Origin of the sequence: Rhodopirellula europaea 6C, from assembly GCF_000338295.1 — a bacterium.
GTDB lineage: Bacteria > Planctomycetota > Planctomycetia > Pirellulales > Pirellulaceae > Rhodopirellula > Rhodopirellula europaea.
Genome location: NZ_ANMO01000120.1, coordinates 15708 through 37435 on the forward strand (window position 1 = coordinate 15708; position 21728 = coordinate 37435).

17 protein-coding genes are annotated in these 21728 nt (G+C 55.7%); 7 read left to right on the top strand and 10 right to left on the bottom strand.

The genetic code is table 11. The annotated features are described in order from the left end of the window. Window positions 1-87 precede the first annotated feature (87 nt). On the bottom strand, window positions 88-420 hold the full coding sequence (locus RE6C_RS12775) for a four-helix bundle copper-binding protein (RefSeq protein WP_039962011.1): 333 nt from the start codon (window positions 418-420) through the stop codon (window positions 88-90). 118 nt (window positions 421-538) lie between these two features. Between RE6C_RS12775 and RE6C_RS12780 the strand changes: the two genes are divergently transcribed. The 5 genes from RE6C_RS12780 to RE6C_RS12800 all read left to right on the top strand — a co-directional run bounded on the left by RE6C_RS12780 (window position 539) and on the right by RE6C_RS12800 (window position 6651). After that, complete coding sequence (locus RE6C_RS12780) at window positions 539-2956, top strand: heavy metal translocating P-type ATPase (protein ID WP_039961929.1); 2418 nt, start codon at window positions 539-541, stop codon at window positions 2954-2956. A gap of 139 nt (window positions 2957-3095) precedes the next feature. Then, complete coding sequence (locus RE6C_RS12785) at window positions 3096-3623, top strand: RNA polymerase sigma factor (protein ID WP_236618171.1); 528 nt, start codon at window positions 3096-3098, stop codon at window positions 3621-3623. 1 nt (window position 3624) lies between these two features. Then, window positions 3625-4533: an anti-sigma factor family protein gene (locus RE6C_RS12790; protein WP_008657102.1), complete on the top strand. Its 909-nt coding sequence runs from the start codon at window positions 3625-3627 to the stop codon at window positions 4531-4533. 245 nt (window positions 4534-4778) lie between these two features. Then, window positions 4779-6290: a copper oxidase gene (locus tag RE6C_RS12795; protein WP_039961930.1), complete on the top strand. Its 1512-nt coding sequence runs from the start codon at window positions 4779-4781 to the stop codon at window positions 6288-6290. A gap of 58 nt (window positions 6291-6348) precedes the next feature. Beyond that, window positions 6349-6651 carry a metal-sensitive transcriptional regulator gene (locus RE6C_RS12800; RefSeq protein ID WP_236618172.1) on the top strand — a complete coding sequence of 101 codons (303 nt, stop codon included), beginning with the start codon at window positions 6349-6351 and terminating at the stop codon, window positions 6649-6651. 55 nt (window positions 6652-6706) lie between these two features. On the opposite strand, the gene RE6C_RS12805 is transcribed toward RE6C_RS12800, so the two are convergent. Further along, window positions 6707-8173 (bottom strand): TolC family protein, encoded by a 1467-nt coding sequence (locus tag RE6C_RS12805; protein ID WP_008657105.1) that lies wholly within the window; start codon window positions 8171-8173, stop codon window positions 6707-6709. Window positions 8174-8265: 92 nt separating this feature from the next. Further along, window positions 8266-8790, bottom strand: a complete 525-nt coding sequence (locus RE6C_RS12810) for a hypothetical protein (protein ID WP_008657106.1) — start codon at window positions 8788-8790, stop codon at window positions 8266-8268. Between the two features lie 153 nt (window positions 8791-8943). Here RE6C_RS12810 and RE6C_RS12815 point away from each other — a divergent pair, with 153 nt between their 5' ends. Further along, window positions 8944-10050: a potassium channel family protein gene (locus tag RE6C_RS12815; protein ID WP_085980238.1), complete on the top strand. Its 1107-nt coding sequence runs from the start codon at window positions 8944-8946 to the stop codon at window positions 10048-10050. Here RE6C_RS12815 and RE6C_RS12820 read toward each other — a convergent pair. Both RE6C_RS12820 and RE6C_RS12825 read right to left on the bottom strand, forming a co-directional pair. Further along, window positions 9988-10722: a MauE/DoxX family redox-associated membrane protein gene (locus RE6C_RS12820; protein ID WP_236618173.1), complete on the bottom strand. Its 735-nt coding sequence runs from the start codon at window positions 10720-10722 to the stop codon at window positions 9988-9990. The genes RE6C_RS12815 and RE6C_RS12820 overlap by 63 nt on opposite strands. Window positions 10723-10726: 4 nt before the next feature. Next, window positions 10727-11155, bottom strand: coding sequence for a MerR family transcriptional regulator (locus RE6C_RS12825; protein ID WP_008657109.1), 429 nt, complete (start codon window positions 11153-11155; stop codon window positions 10727-10729). 324 nt (window positions 11156-11479) lie between these two features. Between RE6C_RS12825 and RE6C_RS12830 the strand changes: the two genes are divergently transcribed. Further along, on the top strand, window positions 11480-12925 hold the full coding sequence (locus tag RE6C_RS12830) for a PP2C family protein-serine/threonine phosphatase (protein ID WP_236618174.1): 1446 nt from the start codon (window positions 11480-11482) through the stop codon (window positions 12923-12925). A 24-nt stretch (window positions 12926-12949) separates the two neighbouring features. Here the strand turns inward: RE6C_RS12830 and RE6C_RS12835 are convergent, their stop codons facing one another. The 5 genes from RE6C_RS12835 to RE6C_RS12855 form a co-directional block, all read right to left on the bottom strand. After that, entirely contained in the window at window positions 12950-13612 is a 663-nt protein-coding gene (locus RE6C_RS12835) for a GNAT family N-acetyltransferase (protein WP_008657111.1), read from the bottom strand. A gap of 20 nt (window positions 13613-13632) precedes the next feature. Further along, on the bottom strand, window positions 13633-13908 hold the full coding sequence (locus tag RE6C_RS12840; protein WP_144054742.1) for a hypothetical protein: 276 nt from the start codon (window positions 13906-13908) through the stop codon (window positions 13633-13635). Between the two features lie 207 nt (window positions 13909-14115). Then, the gene (locus RE6C_RS32865) at window positions 14116-15504 is read right to left on the bottom strand and encodes a hypothetical protein (RefSeq protein ID WP_008657113.1); all 1389 of its coding nucleotides are present in this window, start codon (window positions 15502-15504) and stop codon (window positions 14116-14118) included. Window positions 15505-15635: 131 nt separating this feature from the next. Continuing rightward, complete coding sequence (locus tag RE6C_RS12850) at window positions 15636-19163, bottom strand: efflux RND transporter permease subunit (RefSeq protein WP_039961931.1); 3528 nt, start codon at window positions 19161-19163, stop codon at window positions 15636-15638. A 64-nt stretch (window positions 19164-19227) separates the two neighbouring features. After that, the gene (locus tag RE6C_RS12855; RefSeq protein ID WP_008657115.1) at window positions 19228-21513 is read right to left on the bottom strand and encodes a heavy metal-binding domain-containing protein; all 2286 of its coding nucleotides are present in this window, start codon (window positions 21511-21513) and stop codon (window positions 19228-19230) included. Window positions 21514-21728: the final 215 nt, after the last annotated feature.

Genomic DNA, 21728 nt, shown 5'->3' on the forward strand with positions numbered 1-21728 from the left:
TTCAGCAGTCCGATCACGATACGACAAAACGTCGGCGTACCCTATTCAGGAGTCGGCGTTTTGCGTCCCAGGTCGTTTTATTCGGTGCTATGCAGCCATCGAAGAACAGCTTTCTTGGCATTTGCGGCAGCACTCGACGCACTTGTCCATGTTGCCGACCTTTTCGCAACTGTCTGCACACGCTTTGCAGATCTCGGCGCAGGCTCGGCAATACAACGTGTGGTTGTCGCTGTTGCGGCTCATGAAGTCGACGCAGGCGGCACAGGCGGCGATGCAGTCGAGCATTAGTTTGACGTGGGTTTGCTCGACGTGGTCGCCGCCTTCGGAAAGGCAGTGGCTGGTCAGCATGTCTGCACAGGTCGTTTGGCATTCGTGGCAGTTTTGAAGGCATTCTTTCATGGATGCAGTTGCGGTACTCATTAGCGTCTCCAGTGGAAATGTTTGTGCGGCCGCGTTGCCGCTTCCTTTTCGGAATGCAACTTGCATACCATAATGGGGTATAGTGAGAATTGTCAAAAAGACAGCCCAAGGAGCCAGCATGTCCACGACCCAAGCCGATGCAACCGATCCGGTCTGCGGAATGACCGTCAATCCAGCCGAATCGCTTCGTAGCGAGCATGACGGGAAGCCATATTTCTTCTGTAGCGACGGATGCCTAACGAAGTTTGAGAGCGATCCGGCGGGCGTGCTGGCGGAGCGTGCTCAGAAGGAGGCGGGCAAGGAGACCTCATGCTGCGGTGGCGGAGCGGCTGTGCATCAAATCGGCGAGCAGCCACCGGCGTCGTCGTGCTGCGGTGGTCACTCATCATCCAAGGCGAGCGATACGCCCGCAGACCCGACAGCGATCTACACCTGTCCAATGCACCCGGAGATCGAGCAGGTTGGCCCCGGGGACTGCCCGATCTGTGGGATGGACTTGGAGCCGAAGTTTGTCGACATGGCGGACCATGGTGATGACGAACAGTACGCCGATATGAAGCGGCGATTCTGGGTCGGCGTTGTTCTGTCGGTGCCGCTGTTGGTGATCGCAATGGGGCCGATGGTGGGCTTGCGCGTGGCGGACTGGATGAGTCAATCGGTGTTCGGTTGGTTGCAACTCGCGCTCGCAACGCCGGTGGTGTTTTGGTGCGGTTGGCCGTTGTTGGTGCGAGGTGCAAAGTCGTTTCGCAGCTTTAATCTGAACATGTTCTCGCTGATTGCGGTCGGAACACTGGCGGCGTACTTTTTCAGTTTGGTCGTCGTGCTGTTGCCTGGCGTGATTCCGGAAGCGTTTTATGAAAACGGTGTTGCCCCGCTGTATTTCGAGGCTGCTGCCGTGATCATCACACTCGTGCTTTTGGGGCAAGTGTTGGAACTGCGGGCCCGCCAGCAAACAGGTGGTGCGATCCGTGAGTTGATGCAACTCGCTCCGGAGACCGCCCATCGAATCACGGAGGACGGTGAGGAGGAGGTGTCGTTGGATGCGGTTCACCGAGGAGATCGTCTGCGAGTCCGGCCTGGTGAAAAGGTTCCTGTGGATGGTCGCGTCATGAGCGGTTCAAGCAGTGTTGATGAGTCGATGTTGACCGGTGAGCCGATCCCTGTCCAGAAGATCGAAGGGGACGAGATCACCGGAGGGACATTGAATCAAACGGGTGCTTTGGTAATGGAAGCGGTCGGGGTGGGCGGCGATACTGTCCTCAATCGAATCGTGCAAATGGTCGCCGACGCTCAGCGAAGCCGTGCTCCGATTCAGAAACTGGTCGATGTGGTTTCTCGATACTTCGTTCCCGCAGTAATTCTTTGCTCAATTCTTGCGTTTGTTGGCTGGGCTGTGTTTGGTCCCGAACCACAGCTCGCCCATGCCTTCGTAGCGGCCGTGGCCGTGTTGATCATCGCGTGCCCCTGTGCTCTCGGACTCGCCACGCCAATGTCGGTCATGGTCGGTGTGGGGCGAGGCGCGAAGGAAGGTGTGTTGATCAAGAACGCCGAAGTGCTAGAGGTGATGGAGAAGGTTGATACGATCGTCGTCGACAAGACGGGGACACTGACGCAGGGGCGACCGGAAGTCACAGCGGTCGAGACATTCGGTGACTGGGGTGAAGACGACGTGTTGCGGATGGCTGCGGCCGTCGAGAGCCAGAGTGAACATCCGCTTGCTCAGGCGGTTGTCCGGCGAGCAAAGAGCGACGATCTGCAATTGGCTGAGGCGAGCGATTTCAACAGCATCACGGGTGGCGGTGTCCATGCCCGAGTCGGTCAGCACGAGGTCGTGATTGGCAAAGCGGACTTGCTTGACGAACAAGGCGTGACCGGTGTCGACGCGGGCCGAGAGAAAGCAGGTTCGCATCAAGCCGAAGGTGCAACGGTCGTGTTTGTCTCGATTGATAACTCGCTCGCCGCGATCCTTGCCATCACCGATCCGATCAAGGAAAGCACGCCGGCGGCTCTGAAGACGCTGCATCATCTCGGGCTAAAGGTCATCATGTTGACCGGTGATGCTGAACCGACCGCGAGGGCCGTGGCCACTAAGCTGGGAATCGACGAGTTTCATGCGGGCGTTTCACCTGAGGACAAACACGATTTTGTCCAGAAACTCAAACGTGAAGGCAAGATCGTCGCGATGTGCGGTGACGGAATCAACGACGCACCGGCACTTGCCGAGTCCAATGTGGGGATTGCGATGGGGACCGGAACCGGCGTCGCGATCGAATCGGCGGGTGTCACACTGGTGGGTGGTGACCTGCGGGGCGTCGCGGCGGCCGGAAACTTGAGCCGAAAAACAATGAGCAACATTCGGCAAAATCTGTTCTTCGCGTTTATCTACAACGCCCTCGGAATTCCCGTTGCAGCAGGGCTTCTGTACCCGTTCTTTGGCGTTTTGCTGAGTCCCATGATCGCGGCGGCGGCGATGAGCTTGAGCAGTGTTTCGGTGATCGCGAACGCATTGCGTCTTCGCGCAGCGAAGCTGACCTAAACGGCTTTCGCTTGAGAAACGAAACCTTCACGGATTTGTTCCACTTTTCGTGAAGAAACAACCTGCGGAGATCATCTAAACTCTGCACATGGTTGGAAATTCGCACTCCCGTGGCGAAACGTCGCCTAAAGGAGTGCTGATGTTCGTAAGCGAAGCGGTCATTGAGCGAGCAATCGACGGTGAGTCAGAGGCTCAGCGTGAGATCTATCAGGTGTTTTATCCTCGCGTCTACCGGATGGTCCGGCGGATCGTCGGTGAAACAGATGCAGATGATGTGAGCCAAGATGCGTTCATGCAAGTGCTGTCAAAGTTAGACTCCTACAGTGGGAACGCCGCATTCGCGACTTGGGTGCATCGTGTCGCGGTCAATCAGGCTCTGCAGCACGTCCGCTCTCGCAATCGGCATCCAACCGAACCATTCTACGAGGATTCGATGACTGGAAAGGATACGCGAAGGCGGGCCGGGTTGTCCGAGCTTCTGGACGCGGCGTTGCGTCGCATTGACGTCGAGCTGCGAATAATCTTTCAGCTCAAGGAGATCGACGGGCTAGCCTACGCAGAGATCGCGCAGACGGTCGGCATCCCTGAGGGAACCGTGGGTTCCCGGCTGAATCGAGCCAGACGAGAACTTCAAGCACAACTGATTGATTTAGGGTGGGAGCCTTAACATGGAATGCCAAGACGCCGCCGCGCAGCTATCGGCTTACTTCGACAACGAACTCGCCAGCGAGATGGCTGACCGAGTCAATCAGCACGTGGAGTCGTGCCAGACCTGCCAAGCGAAACTGCAATCCTTTGCGGGGATTCGCAAACTGGCGACGCAATATCGCGAACCAGCGGCCGAAGCCCCTTCCTGGGAGACGTTTGCCGCCCGAATGAATAGGGCGCAACCAACGGTGCAGCTCGCGCCCGATCACACGCCCAGCGGTCGGCGAAGGCTAAGGGATGTTGCAATCATTGTCGCCGCGTTGGCGGCATCTGTCTTGATCGTGTTGTCTGTTCGACAGCCTGAGCCTTCGGATGAACATGCAGTCGCACAACAGCACTCGCATTCTCATGCCGGAGCGATGGCTGGCATGCCTTCAACGCCCATCGACTTTCAAGACGTGGTGCTGGGCTTTAGCCAAGATTCCAATCTCGCGGTGAATTCGTTCGCCTCCAAGTACGACGGAACCGAGGTGTCGATTGACGATGCAGAACAGGATTTAGGGTTCCGGCCTCAGGCAAAAAAGTCGCTTCCGACTGGCGTTCAGTTGGTTTCGACTCGCTTGTTGACGTTGCCGGAATGCAACTGTGCCGAAGGCGAGTGCCTCTGTGGCCCCGACGGGTGCAACTGCGTCGCGTGTGTCTGCCAGCGTCCTGATGGATCGACATACATGCTGGTCGAAAAGTGCAAGTCGCAAAAGGTGAGCTTCGGCGATCTTCCAGTGCAACTTGTTCGTCGCGGTGACAAGACGCTCCAGGTTGCCAAAAGCAAGGATGGAATCGCGGTCTCGTGGGAAGGCTCTCATGCGAGGATGACCGCAATTGGTTTGCGAGACGCATCCGAGTTGGATGTGCTGTTGGCTGCTAATTAGGGACCAATCTGTTTTCTGGTTCGTTGTTTGACGCGAGTGAGTTGCGAAGGCGAAGTTATGATTGGTTGTCAAACGCATGCCGCCCCTGCCAGGGTTTTGTTTGATTTCCAACGGATCGCTGATTAAAATCCGGTTACCCCGCAAGGGTATGTGCGGGGGTTGGCAACACCGTACCCGAATCCGTCACGCAATCGCGGGCGTGCCGGTGCATAGAATCCTAGAACCGAAACCCTGACCGGAACACCATGACTAATCCAGAGGACCGACGTAAATTCTTGAAAGTGGGAACGATTGCCGCCGCTGCGGGACTGGCTGGCAAAGCGATGGCCCAAGAGGGCAACGCGGACTTGAATTTGCCCAATGACCCGGATGCTCCGTCGCCGATCGGGAACGCGTCGGCTGAACCCAGCATCCCCGACGGATCAGACGCGGTCGCGGAAATCGATGGCTTCAGTCGGTTCAAGCCGTCTCGCGGTAACGATCCGGATTCGGAATATTACATCGGGAAAAAGATGCCGGGCTTTCGTCCCGCGTCGGCAGGTCCGGCCCCGTTCGAGGCTCCGGACTTGGATAAGCTGCCTTGGAAGATGGTCAACGGCGCGAAGGAGTTCCAATTGGTGCCGATGGCAGTCGAGCGAGAATTCCTGCCGGGCTATCGGATGAATGTCTATGGCTACAACGGCAGCATGCCGGGGCCGACGATTGAAGTGACGCAGGGTGATCGCGTACGCATTGTCGTAACGAACGAATTGCCGGAAGACACCTTTGTCCATTGGCACGGGTTTGAATTGCCGGTCCAGTATGACGGAGCGGCGACGCTAACGCAGAATCCGATCAAGCCGGGGCAGACAATGGTGTTTGAATTCGATGTCCATGAGGAAGGCACGTTCTTCTATCATTCGCATGTCCCGATGCAAGAAGCGTTTGGACAGGTCGGTTGGTTCATCGTTCATCCGAAAAAGGTTTACGATCCGCCAGTTGACCGTGACTTCGGCCTGATCTTTCAAAACTTCTTTGTTGAACCGACGCAGACCGTTGCTGATAGCTGGAAGATGGATTGGAACTGGCATACGATCAACGGACGTAGCGGGCCGCTCACCACACCGCTGGTCTGCAAACATGGCGAACGTGTCCGCATTCGCTTGATGAATTTTGCTCCGATGCAGCACCACCCGATCCACTTGCATGGGCACACGTATTGGGAAACGGGCCACGAAGGAGCACGAACTCCGAGCAGTGCTTGGATTCCTCGCAACAACTCACTTGTGGGGATTGCTCAAGCGACCAACTTTGAGTTCATCGCCAACAACCCTGGCGATTGGATTTTCCATTGCCACATGGTTCACCACATGATGAACCACATGACACGGCAAGTTGGACCGCGGATTCGCAAAGGTGTGAACGTGGATCGTTACTTGCAGGACACATCGACGCGGCCGGCCGTTGACTTCACTCGCAATGATCCAGGCTTCAACACACCCGGCTATCCGCAAAAGATGTTGGGCATGGAGCGAACGATGCCCCAGATGGAGGCGATCTGGAATCGTCGCGAGGTCAGGGGCATGCGGGCGAACTATCCGATGGCGGTGAAGGGCTTGATGACCGTTCTGCGAGTCTTGCCGGATGACCTTTACAACTTGGTGATGGAAAGCAACGAGCCGGTCGAAAAAGGGGCCGTGTTTGCCGAAATTGTACGTCGCTTCGGCGACCCAGAGCGTTATGAGGCCGCTCCCAAGATGATGGGCATGAACATCTAGCTGGGGATGCCGCGACGGGCAAAACCATCTACACTAGGGTTTTAAGCCACCAATCAGGGTGAAAATCAGCCGCTATATGCTGAGCGAAGACGACAAAAAACGAATTCATCATCGGATTCGGAGAATCATCGGACAGGCCGAGGCCGTCGATCGCATGGTGCAGGAAGAAGCACCATGCGTGGATGTCGTCATGCAGATTAGTGCCGCGTCGGGCGCACTTTCTAAGGTAGCCCAGCTCGTCCTTCAGGACCACCTCGCTGGCAGTCTATCGGACGCGGCGTCGTCCGAAGATGCTGCCCAGCGGGAAGCGATCTTGCAGGAGCTGATCGTGCTGTTTGACAAGTACGCGTCGACGAAATAGATGGGGAGACAAGGAGAAAACATGCTCCGTGTCTCCCAGACTCCCCCTCTTCTTCCTACCTCGGTTTCGGTACTGCCGAGATGTGTCCCGGAGGCTGCGGGCCAGTCGGGGCCATCAAGCCGCCGTTGAGCAGGTAACCGGCGATCAGCGTTTCGTTGCTGCGCCACGCGACCAGGTGATTGATGTACTGTGCTCGCAGGCGGTAGTACTTGATTTGACTTTCGAGGACTTGTGGCCAATCGACACGGTCTTCCTCGTAGGCGTCGAGTAAGACTTCGTAGGCCAGTTTCGATTCTGGCACAATCACCTCCTGGTAGCTGCGAACGTTTTGCAGCGCGGTGAAATAGATTTGGTAGGCGCGAGCAAGGTCGCGTTGCAACGTCAACTCGACCCGGTTGATTTCGCCACGTTGACGCACAACGTCTGATTCAGCTTGACGAATCGTACCCTGATTCCAATCGTACAAGGGAACCTCGATTGCCAATCCAGTCATGTGAGAGTTGTCGTTGGCTTCAAAGTTACGACCGAACCCGTAGTTCACAACCAAGTCTGGAATCGGTTCGACCGTTTCACGTTTGACCTTGATTTCGTCGGCGACCAATTTGGCACGAGCGGCCAAAATCTGAGGGCTTTCGCTGAGCAGACGATCCAAGGCCACATCGAAATCAATCAGGTTGACTTCACCTTCCAACGTGCCAACTAACGGAGCGGGTTGCATTCGCTCACCGGCAATCGAGATCATTTCCCACCAGTTCTGGCGAAAATTGTTCTGGGCGAGCATCAGGTCCAAGCGAGCTTGCTGTAGCAGGACGTTGGCATCGTGCATGGCCGCACGAGTCGCTTGTCCGGCGTTGTATAATTCGCGAGAGGTGACGACGGCGTCTTCCGCGTTCTTCAAAATGTCTTGGTGGATTTGGATAAGCTCCTGTTGTCCCAGAGTCATCCAGAAACTGATCCGCAAATCATTGAGTACTTGGTACTGTTGCTCCAACGCTCGCCACTCCGACACCCGAGTCAATTGCACGAACTTAGCACGGCTGAGCTGCAACTTTCGAGCAGTGACGATGCGTTGCGAAAACACAGCCCCCTGCCACTCTCCAGCGGTTCCGCCGACGCCAACCTGTTCGCCGACGTATCGCAAAGTCGGGTTCGGAATTAAACCGGCTTGGATTGCTGAGCCCAGATCACTTTGGATCTGCGCTTGTGCCTGCGTCAGGGTTGGGTTTCGACTGCATGCCATCGACTCTAATGAGGCCAATGTCAGGGCGACTTCGTCGCTGACAATCATGCCTTGGGAAAGCGATTCGGGAACCGGTGGAACCGGTGGTGGCTCGGTAAACTTCTCGCCGATGCGAGGACGAAGGTCTTGCGGCGATGTCGGCGGATAGGGGTTATTCACGTCCGTGCCGCGTCGTTCGATGCGTTCGGAATCGGTGATCGGTTGCTGGGCCGTGGCAACCGCGGCGGAAACAAGAAGGGACGTCGACGCCAGGAAGCGACCGACACGACTGAGCGTTGACATTGAAAACTCCGTTGTAGCGAAAGGATGAGTCATTTGCTCATCGCGGCCATCTTGGCCTATAAAAATGCTGGGTAAGTGTTGTGGTGACGAAACTACTTGATCGCTTCGGTGATCGCTTTCTTCCGCGTCACCATGTCAAACGCGTGTTGATACCAGTGTTTGGTTTTCTTATCGTTGACGGACTGGTACAGGGGCAAAATTGGGTCGTCGTCGCACGGATTGGTGCCGTAGTAGATTCGTTTGGTACAGCCACAAAAGTCGGGACCGGTGCAGTCAATGATCGGACGTGGATTGCATCCGTTGCCGCACATGGGAAGCGGATCGAAGACGAAAGCCCCACCGGTTGCCGACGGCAGGATGCCGCTTGGATTGGTGATGCTGGCGGGCAGCTCAGCGACACTGCGGTTGGTCGGCGTGATGGCGTCGGACATTTCGAGCGTCGAAGTTGAGTGCAACATGTCGGACATTGCGGTCATGTCATCCATCTCGGGCGCGGCCAAGGTGACTGGCTGTGGTAACGATTGTCCAAACGAGTCTTGAGCGGTCGCCGTGCAGGACGTGACACCAATCACGACCGTTGCGATGACCCAGTGAACTTGTGACGAATACACGGTCATTTTTCTTTCTTGTGCGGAGGGAACAATTCCTCTGTCCTATCGGCGTTACCGTGGTGGGGTATACAAAAGAAGGTTCTGGCTGCGGTGAGACGTTCCGCTTCTGTTGCCGATTGTTCCGATTATCCCAGATACTCCAATCAGAAATGCAGCACGATGAACATGTGGCTACTCACCATGCTGGGGACGATCCTTGTCGCTCTGAGCATCCTGGAAACGTTCATGGCGGTGCTGCATCCGCGAGCGGTTACCGGGCCGGTCACTTCGATTGTGAACCGGATGTTTCACAAGTTGTTGAAGACATCAATCGGGCAGTCGAACTATGTCACCTTGTTGAGTGGCCCGGTGTTGATCGTAACTCAGGTGATCTGCTGGGCGTCGCTGTTGTTGCTTGGCATCAGCCTGATTGTTTGGCCACAGTTGGGAAGCGGCATCGTTGCCAGTTCTGGGAAGCCGACGGAGACGACTCTTTGGACAGCCATCTACTACGCCGGTTTTACCGTGACCACTCTTGGGGTAGGTGATCTCGTTCCCAAAACCGCAGCGATGCAGCTTTTGACCATCCTGGCGGCTGGGCTTGGTTTCAGCTTTTTCACCCTGGTATTGGCTTACGTCATCTCGATCTATTCGACGCTTTCTCGTCGCAATCAATTTGCTAACGAGATTGATTACCGAACTGCACAGACGGGTGATAGCCTGCGATACTTGGTTCCGTATCTTTCGTCCGATGAGATGTCACTGTTGAACCAAGACCTTTACACACTCTCGGCAAACATGGCGGAACTATTGGAGTCGCATCATTTTTATCCATCGCTGCACTATTTTCGATTTGCCGAAGACCGTTACGCCATGAGCCGCATGTTGCGATTTTGTTTGGAGGTGGCGTCGTTGATTAAAGCAATGCAAGAGACGGGTGGCCCCGCCGCGAATGCAGTCACGGAGCCTGCTGACCGATTGTGGCACGCCAGCCTGCAAATGCTTCGCGACACTGAAAAGCATTTTGTCGTTTGCAAGTCGCAAGAACCGCCGGAGGAAGTGGGAACAGCGAACCGGTTGATCTCGCAGATGGCTCAAGCAGATACTAGCCAACGGGTCAGCAATGAAAACGCCTTCGTGGATCGCTACGCTCAGTTAGCCAACACTTGGTCAACGGACTTACATTCGCTTGTGCTTTGCATGGGCAGTCAGATTGATGGTCGCTTAGATGACCAGCATCCCAATCGCCATCGCAATCATGACGCTGTTTTCGATGATAGTCACTGAGGACATGGGCAGGTTGAAAGCGGTTCCCAGGCAGGCGCACTGGATCGCCTGCTTCTTTCGCACGGCCATGATTACCCCCACCAAGCCAATCGACATGATCGCAGCAGTCAGAATGTTTGCGACAGTCAAGAGGCTTCCCGTTACGAAGAGTAGACCCAACGCGACCTCGATCCAGGGGTACGAAATCGCATACGTTCGTGATCGACGAGCGATCACGTCGTAGGTGGCGAACGCATCCGCAAATTTTCCGATATTGAGCAATTTGAAAAAGGCGAAGCCGAGGAAAGACAGACCCATGAAGTTGCTCATGAATCGCATCCAATTCCATTGATCCTGGCTTGACTCCAATAGAAACGCACCGCCGAAGACGTATGAGACAACCAGGAAGAGTGGTTTGTAGGTCTTGAGACTAAATGTCGCTTTTCCATCATCGACCTCATCTGGTTGCGGGGGTTCTGATTCGCTAACGACTTCCGCACGGAAACCTGATTCATTCATCAGCTCAACGATTCGATCGGGGCTTCCCTTGGACGAAAGCTCGGCTCGAATGATTTTGCGAGGGTCGTTAAGATCGGAATCCCAGCTTGCGATTCCCGGATCTTTATCAAGCAAGGGACTAACTTTTGCGAGGCATCCGCCGCATGTCATGCTCGTTGAAACGGTTACTGTCATGGTTCTACTTTGGTTGGTGGTTGCATTTGATTGATTCATGGATGATTGCTTCGATGATCGGACAACCGACCAGCGAGCGGCGACCATTGCAATCTTGGACAAGCCCCGATAGCGTGGTCTCCATCTGCTGAAGGTCGGCGAGTTTTTGCCGGATTGCGACGAGCTTCTGCTCGGCGAGCTGCTTCACTTTGCCCCGAGATTCATCGGGAATCTCTGAAAGTGCGAGTAGTTCGCCAATCTCTGCGAGTGTAAATCCAAGATCCTTCGCACGCCTGATGAAGCGGATTCGGTCAACAGTGCTCTCCGGATACTCCCGGAATGACGTCCTCACCGGCGATGGCTCGGCAAGCAATCCGCGACGCTGATAGAACCGCACGGTTTCAACGCCGACGCCAGCGGCTTCTGCGACTTTCCCGATCGTAAAACGACTCATCGGATCCTCCTGTGCAACCAGTATCGACTCCGTACCGTGGTACGGAGTCAAGCCAAATCGCTGATTTTTTTGGCGGAGGAAAGTGGAGCAAGTTGGCTGCGATCGTCGCTAGTCGGTATCCGCAGGGTTTGGGCAGACGGTCTCGGATCGCTACGCGACTGCGTTAACACCCGTTAGGCGGGCACTTGGGCAGAAAGGCGTGAAGAATCCGTGCCGTCTCGCCATCTAACGGTTTGGCCGCCAGTCTTATGGCTCATTTTTCAATCTAGGTATCAAGATGCTATGAAGCGATTAAGAACACCCTTGTTTTGGAGGCGACTTCCCTTGGCCCGTCAATTGCTCCTGGCGGTGAACTCGTTTCTGCTGATCATGGTCAGTGGTTTCTTGGTGGTGGACCACCGATTGCGGGTGCGGCGTGAGGTTGGGCAAACCAGAATCGCTTTGGCCGAAGAAGCCAAAACGTTGTACGAATCTGCTGTTGCTGTCGAAGGCGAGAACACAGACGCGGTGCAGAAATTGGTCGATAGCGTTTGTGCGAGGATGAACTCGGACGAATCGCCTGGGCACCACATTGCGCTGCAATGGGGAGGTGAACTGCTGCAAGCGAAATCGCACGGGCGTTCATCGCCGGAGATGTTTGATGCAATGATGGCAGCGGCCCATGGACACGTCGACGCGGAACCAATGGCTGAGGCGATGGTGGTCGGCGCGTTTCAGGGACCGGCCGGGCAGGTACTCGTTTCGGAACAGCGGTCGAACATTCTTGCCGTTGCTCGCGAGGCTCTGATTCGTCAAATGATCGCCGTGTTTCTCGCCGGTTCGCTTGCCGCATTTTTGGTGAACCTTGTCTTGCGGAAGATCGTGACCAAACCGATCCGTCGATTGGTGACGTCATTGCAGAGCGTTGGCGATGGAAATCTGGAATCACGAGTCGACGTGCATAGCTGTCGAGAGCTGACCTATCTTGGCGAGCAATTCAACGACATGGCATCGAAATTGGATGCGGCCGAACGGGACCGTCGCGTTCACATGACGAAAGCCAGGGCGATCCAACAAAACCTTCGGCCAAGTTCGGACGCCATCCCGGGACTAAACATTGCCGCGCTGTTCAAGCCTGCCGACGATGTCGGTGGCGACTACTACGACGTCATCCGGCTAAACGATGATTCGACGCTGTTGTGTATCGCCGATGTTTGCGGACATGGCGTGCCTGCGGCGATGGCGGCGACGCTGTTGAAGGCGTTTGTTGCTGAGGCGGCTAAGCAGTCTCATCATCCGGCAGAAATTCTGACGCGTGTCAATCAGCAGTATTACGAGTACGTGATTTTAGGTTACTTTGCCACGATGGTGCTCGTGCGGGTTGACATGGCGGAAAAGCAACTGGTCTACGCGAATGCTGGTCATGAACTTCCGTTTGTACAATGTGACCAAGAACCGGTCCAGCGGCTGGACCACAGTGACCTGATACTTGGCGTCGAAGCGGATACAACGTACGAAGAATGCTGTCGTCCAATTTGCAGCGGGACCAAATTGGTGTTGGTCAGTGATGGCGTTACCGAAGCTTTCAACCCTGACGACGAACAGTTTGGTACTGAGCGAGTCAGCGACACGATTGCGAGGGCAATTGGTGAACACGCTTCGGACTTAGTCGTGCGATTCGATTCGGCACTCGAAGCCTTTCGTGATGGGCGTCAGGCATTCGATGACACGACGCTGGTTGTTGCCGAATTGATGAAAGAAGAAGGCCGTTCAAGCGAAGCAGCAGGTTGAAAAGTCTCTTGCGAGCTTCAGCCTTCAATCATTAGGTCTTTCGTGGGGATCGCCGACGTATGTGCCGGTGCGGACTCCGCCGAGGAAAGGCTGCTCCGGATAGCCGACACTGCAGAGCGGTCCGACCTTGATCAACCACGCACGACCGACTTGGCGAAAGCCCATCCGACCGACGCTGCGAAGCGCAGAACGATTGGTGCATTCTGTCGTCAGGACGAGCTTTTCGATGCCCCGGTTCGGTAGTTGATGTGCTGCCGAGGACATCAACGCGGCATACAAACGCCGACCACGATAGCTAGGCAAAATGAAGACATGGAAAACGAAACCAGTATCGTCTGGCAGGAAGAGAGGCAGCTGCGTGTCGGGGTGGCCATCGTGATTCATTTCTCCTGGAACATCGCCGTGGGCAATCCAGGCGAACCCTGCGAGCCTTTCGCCATCCATGACCGCGAAGCAAACCGCCTGATCGTCGCGGAGCCAAACGGCATGCCCTTCGTCGAGGTAGTTTTCCTCACCCAAATGCTGCCGAAGATCGTCCTCAGTCCATTGCACCACCGTCAAGCCTTCCGGGCAGGGAAAATGCGAAAGGCTTGCAAGATCGCAGCCAAAGAACAGTGTCCGGTTGGCGATCGCGATACGACGCATCACCCGGTAAGGCAACTGTTTTAGACGAGCGAGCAAGGGCATCGGCTGACTCCGCAGTCGGACTAATGGCAACAACTGCCGCCCCCGCCCGATGACGCACTTTTGGGCGGACTGGTGTAGCTAGCCGACGGTTGAGGGCTTGGTGTGTAATCCTGCGAGAAGTCAACATCCGAGGTGTTGTACTCGATGTTTGTTGCCGCTTGCTGGGCGTACTGCTCAGCCGTCATTTGCTGAGCGACTTGTTTTTTTCGCCAGGGCAATCCACCGGTGCATCCGGTTGTGCTGATGGCCGCCGCGACGACCGTGAGCGTAACGAAGCGAGATAGTTTTGCGTTCATGGGAACGTCCTTGTTGTGTGAAGTGAAATTCGTTTCCACTTGAGATTTGAAGCATGCCGAAACGCTCGACATAAAAGGGCGGGGACGGCGTGTAAGCGTCATCACCGAAGTGAATCAACCGGGACACCGCCCCCGCGTTTTCAAGAAAATGGATACAAGGCGCTTTCGTCCGGTGAGCTACCCTGACAATCCATCTTCTACTTCCGCCTAACGAAGCGTCGGAGCGTTGACCCCCTGCTGAGCGAGAACGGCGAGCCACTTTTGCGGTTCCGCCGCGATTTTCTTTGCACAGCCAGGGCAGCAGATATAGATTGCTTTGCCAGCGGCATGAACCTTGTAGGGACCGCCCATTGCATCGAGTGGTTCATCCATCACAGGGCATTTCTTTTGAGCAGCGATGAACGGTGCGTCCTCGGCACTGACTTTGAAGATGCCTGCGCGGACTTGGTCTGTCCCGGCTGGCACCGAACCCGCTGAACCGCCACCGTAGACCATTGCCATGTACTTTGCTGGATCAGCTTTGATCTTCTTGATGCAACCCTTGCAGCACAAGAAGATCGGTTTGTCGCCGACCATGACCTTGATCGGATTCCCCATGCTCCCGAGTGGTTCATCCATGACCGGGCAAACCTCCTGGCGAGCAATCAAAGCCGCGTCCGCCTGAGTCGAAGAGGTCACGGAAATGTTTAGAGCCGATGCTGCGGCAACCGCACTTCCAACTTCTTCAGTCCCCTTCTGATCCCCGTAAACCATCGCCAAGTACTTTGCCGGTTCCGCTTGAACCTTCTTGATGCAGCCTTTGCAGCACAGATAGATCGGCTTGTCGCCAACGGAAACTTTGATCGGTGTGCCCATGCCACCGAGCGGCTCGTCCATTACAGGACAGACTTTCTGTTGCGCGATCGCTTGCGCGTCTGCGGCCGTTGAAGTTGCGACGGTTATTTGAGGACGTCCGGCAGCGTACTTCGCCGGATCCGACTTGACGGCGTTCACGCAACCACCGCAGCAAACGAAGACACGTTGGCCGTTCACATCTACGGCCACGGGATCACCCATGCTGCCGAGAGGTTTGCCGCTGACGGGACAAATTTTTTGACGTGCGATCGCGGCGGCGGCGAGTTGCATTTCGCTGGCCGGCACTGTTGCCACTTCCTTCAGGCTGAGCGGTTGTCCGCTACTCGCTTCGATACCGACGAGTTGGACGTCAATCTCGATCTGACGTCCGGCAATCTGGGAAAGGTTCACCGGGGCGGTCAGGCCACCCTTGCCATCGGGCAACAAATCGTAGCGGTAACGTTTCGCGTTGCCCTCAACGCGAAGAGACGCGGCTCCGCGACCTTGATTGACCGACACGGCGCGGCCGTTGCGGTCGTAAACGAACATTTGGATGCCGCCTTGTGAAACGACCGTTTCCAATTGAACGCCACCGGCTTGTTTCAAAGAACCGCCGTGGGGTCCGGCGACCGGACGGGCCAATTCAGACGCCATCGCCTGACCCGGCATTGAGTGGTTATGACCAGCATGATTGTGCTGAGCAACCGCCGTTGAGGCCAAAGCGACCGTGAACAAGGCGGCGAGTAGGGTTTCGTACTTCATCGAAATTCATTCCTTTCTAAGCGTATGCGACCGATTCCTTTGGCCGCTTCGGTTGTCAGTTGGATGCCTGGCGACCAGGAATCCTTCACGTGTTTTGAAAAAGTTTTAGAGTTGGGAGTTTCCCATCTCTTCTAAGCTGCTCTGGTCAGTTCCTCCGTTGGTTTTTCTTCGGTTCCTTCCCAAAGCTCATCTTGAAACCCGAATCGCATCTTCATTTCCAGATAGGCGCTGTAGAGCGTTGGGACAATGAACGACGTGAACGGCTCGGCAAGCATGCCACCAAAGACCGGGATCGCCATCGCGCGGGCCACGTCGGCTCCGCGGCCGGTTGCGATCAACACAGGGACCAGAGCGGCCAGGGTCGTCACCGTCGTCATCATGCAGGGTCGAATGCGTTTCAACCCTGCCTCGTAAACGGTGTCACGGATTTCTTGAACAGAAGTGACCTTTCGTTTTTGCAGCAACTGATGGATATAAGTTGCCATCACGACGCCATCGTCGACAGCGAGGCCGAACAACGCGATGAAACCAACCCAGACCGCAGTGTTGAGTTCCACGTCCATCCATGCGACCAGGACCATGCCGCCCGCAAACGCCACCGGAATGCCGGTGAATACCGCCATCGCGATCGGCAAGTTGCGAAATTCAAAGTAAATCAGCAGCAAGTTGATTACGATCACCACGGGGATGATCCACATCAGTCGCAGGTTTGCCTCAATTTGGTTGCGGAAACTGCCGACAGCTTCCAGCGAGTAACCGGTTGGCAAAGCAAGGTGTTTGGGGTTTGACGGTGGCAAGGCTTGCGCTTCACGAAGTTGTTCCTCAATCGCGGTCACTGATTCCAAATCTCCCTTGGAACCATTGGTCATGAACGAGACGTGGGCAACCAGTCGTCCGTTCTCGCTATTGATCGCGCCCGGCCCCCAGGTTGTTTCAAGCGTTGCCAGTTCTTGAAGCGGAACCACCGCTCCGCTGTGTGTGACGACCGGTAGCCGATTCAACTGATCAATGCGTTCACGAAGATCGCGGTTGTAGCGCAGGCGAACTGGGTAGCGTTCACGGCCCTCAACCGTTTTGATCAAGTTCATTCCGCCGAGCGCGGTCTCAATCACTTGATTCACCATCGAAGCACTCATCCCGTAACGAGAAGCGGCTTCGCGTTCGACCGTGAACTCGATATAGGGTTTCCCCAACACGATGTCTGGATTGACTGTTCCCGAATTAATGAAGGGCGATTCCTTTAGTGTCGCTGAAACGTCCATTGCCGCAGTAGCAAGAGTTTGCAGATCGTCACCATAGACGCGAATCGCCATCGGTGCCTTGATACCACTTTGCAACATCACAACGCGACCTTCGATCGGTTGCAACGCGGATGCCGGAGTAACACCAGGCAGTGTCGCGACTCGATTGATCTCGTCCCAGATGTCTCGCGAAGTCACGCCCTCACGCCATTCGCTTTCTGGCTTCAGCATGACGTACGTTTCGACCATCGCCGCGGGAGCCGGGTCCAGCGCCGACTCAACCCGACCGATCTTGCCTAAGACGTCCTTCACCTCGGGAATTTGGCCGATCAACACATCCTGCGTTTGCAGCACCTGCATCGCCTGTGAAAAGCTGGCTGCCGGATACAGCGTCGGCATGTAGAACCAACTTCCTTCATCCAGGGCAATCCAGTCATCGCTTTGTAATCCGGTAAAGACGTGTTTGGCATCGACGTAGCCAGGGAAATCATTCAGCTCGGCCCCAAATACGCGAGCAACCTTTTCGACAGGCTGCAGCACCATTGGCATTCCAAAGAAGGCCCCAACCCCAATCACCAACAAGATCGCTGGAAACGACAAAGCGAATGCTTTGTGGTTCAGTGCGTGACGTAGTCGAGCGGCATAAATCCAGCGAACAAATCGGCTCGACGGAATTTCTTCGATCGGACGAATTCGCTCACGAAGCAACTGCCAACCGCCGACCAGTCCGATCACGCTCGCTACGAGAGTGATGATCCAGGTTTCCAGACCAAAATAGCCGCCCAGATCATCACCCCACATGAAGTGCGACATCGCGGCCAACAATACCGAGAGCGAAATCGCGGCCATCGCCGCAGACAGCTTTCGATAGTTCGCGCTTCGCAGCATGATACGACTGAGTGCGGGAACAATCGTCACCGCCGTAATCATCGCGGCGGCAATCGCGAATGTCTTCGTATACGCCAACGGAGAAAACAGTCGGTAATCGCGCCCGGTCAAAAAGAAGACCGGCAAAAAGCTAACAATCGTCGTCAGGACAGCCGTGACGACAGCGGGAGCGACTTCAATAGTTGCCTCGTAGACGACTTCGGTTCGCGACTTCTCCCGATCTACTCCACTCTTTATCTCCCCGTCCTCCTTCTCCCAATCCGCTAAATGCTGATAGATATTTTCGGAGACGATGATCGCCATGTCGACCATCGTACCGATCGCGATGGCAATGCCCGCTAGCGACATGATGTTCGCCTCGACTCCAACGAAGTGCATCGCGATGAAGGACATCAAAACGGCGGCGGGCAAACAGATCGCGACAACAAAACTGCTGCGAATGTGGAGCAGGAACAGCAAGATGATGATTGCGGTGATGATGATCTCGTCGCGCAACGCGTGAGTCAGCGTCGCCATCGTCTCGTCAATCAAACCGCTACGGTCGTACACGCCATGAATCTTGACACCCTTGAGCGCCGGCTCGATCGCCGCGATCTTTGCTTTGACACGGTCGATGACCACACGAGGGTTCTCGCCGTATCGCATTACCACAACGCCACCGACAGCTTCGGAGCCGTTGTAGTCCAAGGCACCGCGACGGAAGTCCGGACCGAGTTGCACTTCCGCTACATCGCTTACGCGGACCGGGACGCCCTCGCGTTGCAAAATAACGGTGTCTTCGATGTCAGAAATGGCCTTGGACTTGTCGCCATCGGTTCCCAGGAAACCTTTTCCGCGAACAATAAATTCCATTCCCGTTGATTCCACCGTCTTGGCACCAACGTCAACGTTCGAACCCTTGATCGCCATCGCAAGTTTATCGAGCGAGATGTTGTGGAACCGCAGTTTGTCGGGGTCGACCTCAATCTGATACTGCCGAACGTATCCGCCGATGGAAGCAACTTCGCTAACACCTTCGACGGCTTGCAGTTCGTACTTGACGACGAAGTCCTGCATGCTGCGAAGTTCGGCGAGACTCATGCCCTCTTCGGGCGGCTGCAGCGTGTAGTAGTAAACTTGCCCGAGTCCCGTCGCGTCGGGACCGAGCTGCGGCACAACGCCTTCGGGCAACTGAGACGCAGCGGAACCGAGTTGCTCAGAGACACGACTGCGTGCCCAGTAAAAATCGATTTCATCCTTGAACGTGACTTGAACAAAGCTATAGCCAAACATGCTCTTGCCGCGTACCGACTCCGCACCAGGAACCGCCAGCAACGAAACACTCAACGGGTACGTGACTTGGTCTTCGATGTCTTTGGGTGATCGACCAGGCCACGGCGTTAGCACGATGACTTGGTTCTCGCCGACGTTCGGGATTGCGTCGATGGGAACCGATTGGAACGCGAACCAGCCACCAACCGAAGCACCGATCGTCAGCATGACGACCAGCCACGGTTCTTTGACGCAAAAGCGTATGAGTAGATTTAGCATCGTCGGCCTTCCTGCGGTTTACTGGTTGTCATTGCATGCGTCTGACGCAACTTTGATCGCTCGTTCATTGCATCTCTCCGGTATCCGTGCCGAATCCAACCACCTTGAAACTCACTTCTTGTCCATCGCCGTTGGCGGCATTCATGGCCAAATCGCGAACGGTCTCGCCGCACGTCAGCATCTCGCTGCCCCAGTACGGGTTTTGCAGTTCACCACCGGGCTGCATCCAATCGCCGCCGCCACCTGGGACCATCGGGCAATACATGTGGACCAGCGACCGTGCTGTTTTGGGACCACGCGCAATCGTCGCCGCCTTCAACAATGCATGGCTAACACTTCGGTAGGCCTCACGGGCGGTCTCAAGCGAACCGTCCATTCGCGATGCCCCGCGACGAGCGCTGGCGAAACGACTTTGAGCCTCATCGGGCACTTCGGAAAGCATTTCGAGTCTTGCCAATGCATCCAACAGAGTGTTCAGGGCGACTGGCGGCGGAGTTGTGTCGGCCGACATGGCACACTGAATTTCAAAGTAAGCGTCGTAAGCACGGTCGAATTGAGCTGCGGATTGACCTGCCAGCATCACCGGTGTCGTTTCGGGCAACTGCAATGGTCCGGGTGAGTAGCTCGGTGCTTTGCTGGGGTCCATCAACGAAGGATTCCCGGCGAGTTGCATCTGGGAGTCGATCAGGAAATTGCCGTTCGTTGCGACCGTCTCGCCCGCCACCATTCCCTCGACGATGATGGCTTCGGTGTCATTCATCTGACCGACCGTGACACGACGAATCTCAAAACGACCCGGCTCCGTTTCCACATAGACAACTCCGTTCTCGCCAGTCAACAAGACCGCATCGCGTGGAACTGTGACGACACGCTGTTGAGGCTGTGGCTCGGTGGCGTAGCCGAGTTGCGATGTCGGCACCAAATCCATGCCGCATAAGGGACACATGCCCGGTTCTTCGCGAATCACCTGAGGATGCATCGGGCTGATGTACTTCCCGGACAAGGCGGGGTCGTAGACAAAGTCCGTCGAGATCGCGGGGACTGTAATGCGAGCGGTTGCGTAGTCGCCTGGACGCAATTTCCCGTCATAGTTCATGACTTCGACGCGAACGCGAACCGTTCGGGTCGTTGGATTGACGGTTGGGTCGATGAAGGCAACGCGCCCCGTGAAGACTTCGCCCGGCATCGACTGAATCTCCGCTTCGACCTGTTGACCAAAGCGTACCGAAGCCGCGTCGTCCGGAAACAGATCAAGCATCAACCAGACGGAAGTCAGATCAGCGATGCGGTAGATCTTCTGTCCTGTTTTGACATAATCACCTTCGACGGCGGCTTTCTCGAGCACCGTGCCGGTTTGCGGTGACTTAATGCGAATACGGGAGTTTGGCTTACCGCTTTTCTTTAGTGCTGCAATTTGCGAATCGGTCATTCCGAGTTCGCTTAGGTTTTCGCGAGCCATTTCTCGCAGATCGGAACTGTTGATGCTAAACCGACCGACCGACTTGCTCTCCATGCTGGCGATGTATTCGGTTTGAGCTGAATACAATTTGGGGCTGTATATTAGCGCGAGGTCATCGCCTTCGGTCACCTCCACACCAACGTAATCGGCGTAGAGTTCTTCAAGCCGACCGTCGATGTAGGCAGAGATCGTTGATAAACGACTCTCGTCAAAATCAATCGAACCAATCGTTCGGATGGTTCGTGTCACTTCGCCAAATCTGCTGGTTGCCGTTTGGATTCCAACCAACCGCCGAGCTGCAGACTCGATCGTGACCGAAATCCCATCGCCGCCACCGCCGCCAGTCGCTTCGACCAACTCCATTGCACATACGGGACATCGGCCTGGTTCGGTCGATGGCGGGGTACACATCATCGGGCAGATATATCGTTTTTCCTCGCCGCCGCTCGCATCGGCGACCGCTTCTGACTCGCCGCCGGAGAAACCATTGGCGGTCACCCATTCGGATCGTTGTGCGAATCCGATCATGACCAAGATCAATGCGGCCACGGCGGTGACGACAGCCGCGTTCACTCCGACACGCAACAACCACCCAAAGCCACCGACTTTCGTTTCGGCCAACGCGGCCGTTGAAGCAGGTGTGTCCGGCGTGCTGACTTTGGTCGGTGAATCCGGCTGGCTTGCTGTGTCGGGCGTCGCGTCTGATGACTTCGTTTCCGCTGACACGTCCTGCTCCTCGTTCGTACTCGGCTGATGATTCTTATTCATGCTTGACGCCTCCTTGTTTTCAGGCACGGATGCTTCGCTAGTTGATTGAGCGACTGGCTCGGAACGCGTCTCCGCATCCTCGGCCGCTGTTGTTTTTTTGTTTTGATGATTGTGATTTGACATATTGATGAGCTCCGCATCGCACAATCATTGGCGATGAAGCGAAAGGGGTAACGGATCGACGACAAACCGGAGGGAATTTGCCGCCGATCAGTCACCTACCTTTAGGCTGTGAATGGTCGGACGGGATTCAACCGTCGATGGAAATGGATTCAGCAAAGAAGGGCCACGAGCAAACGAGTCATCGTTTGGAACATGCACGCTCGCGTTGTGGAACG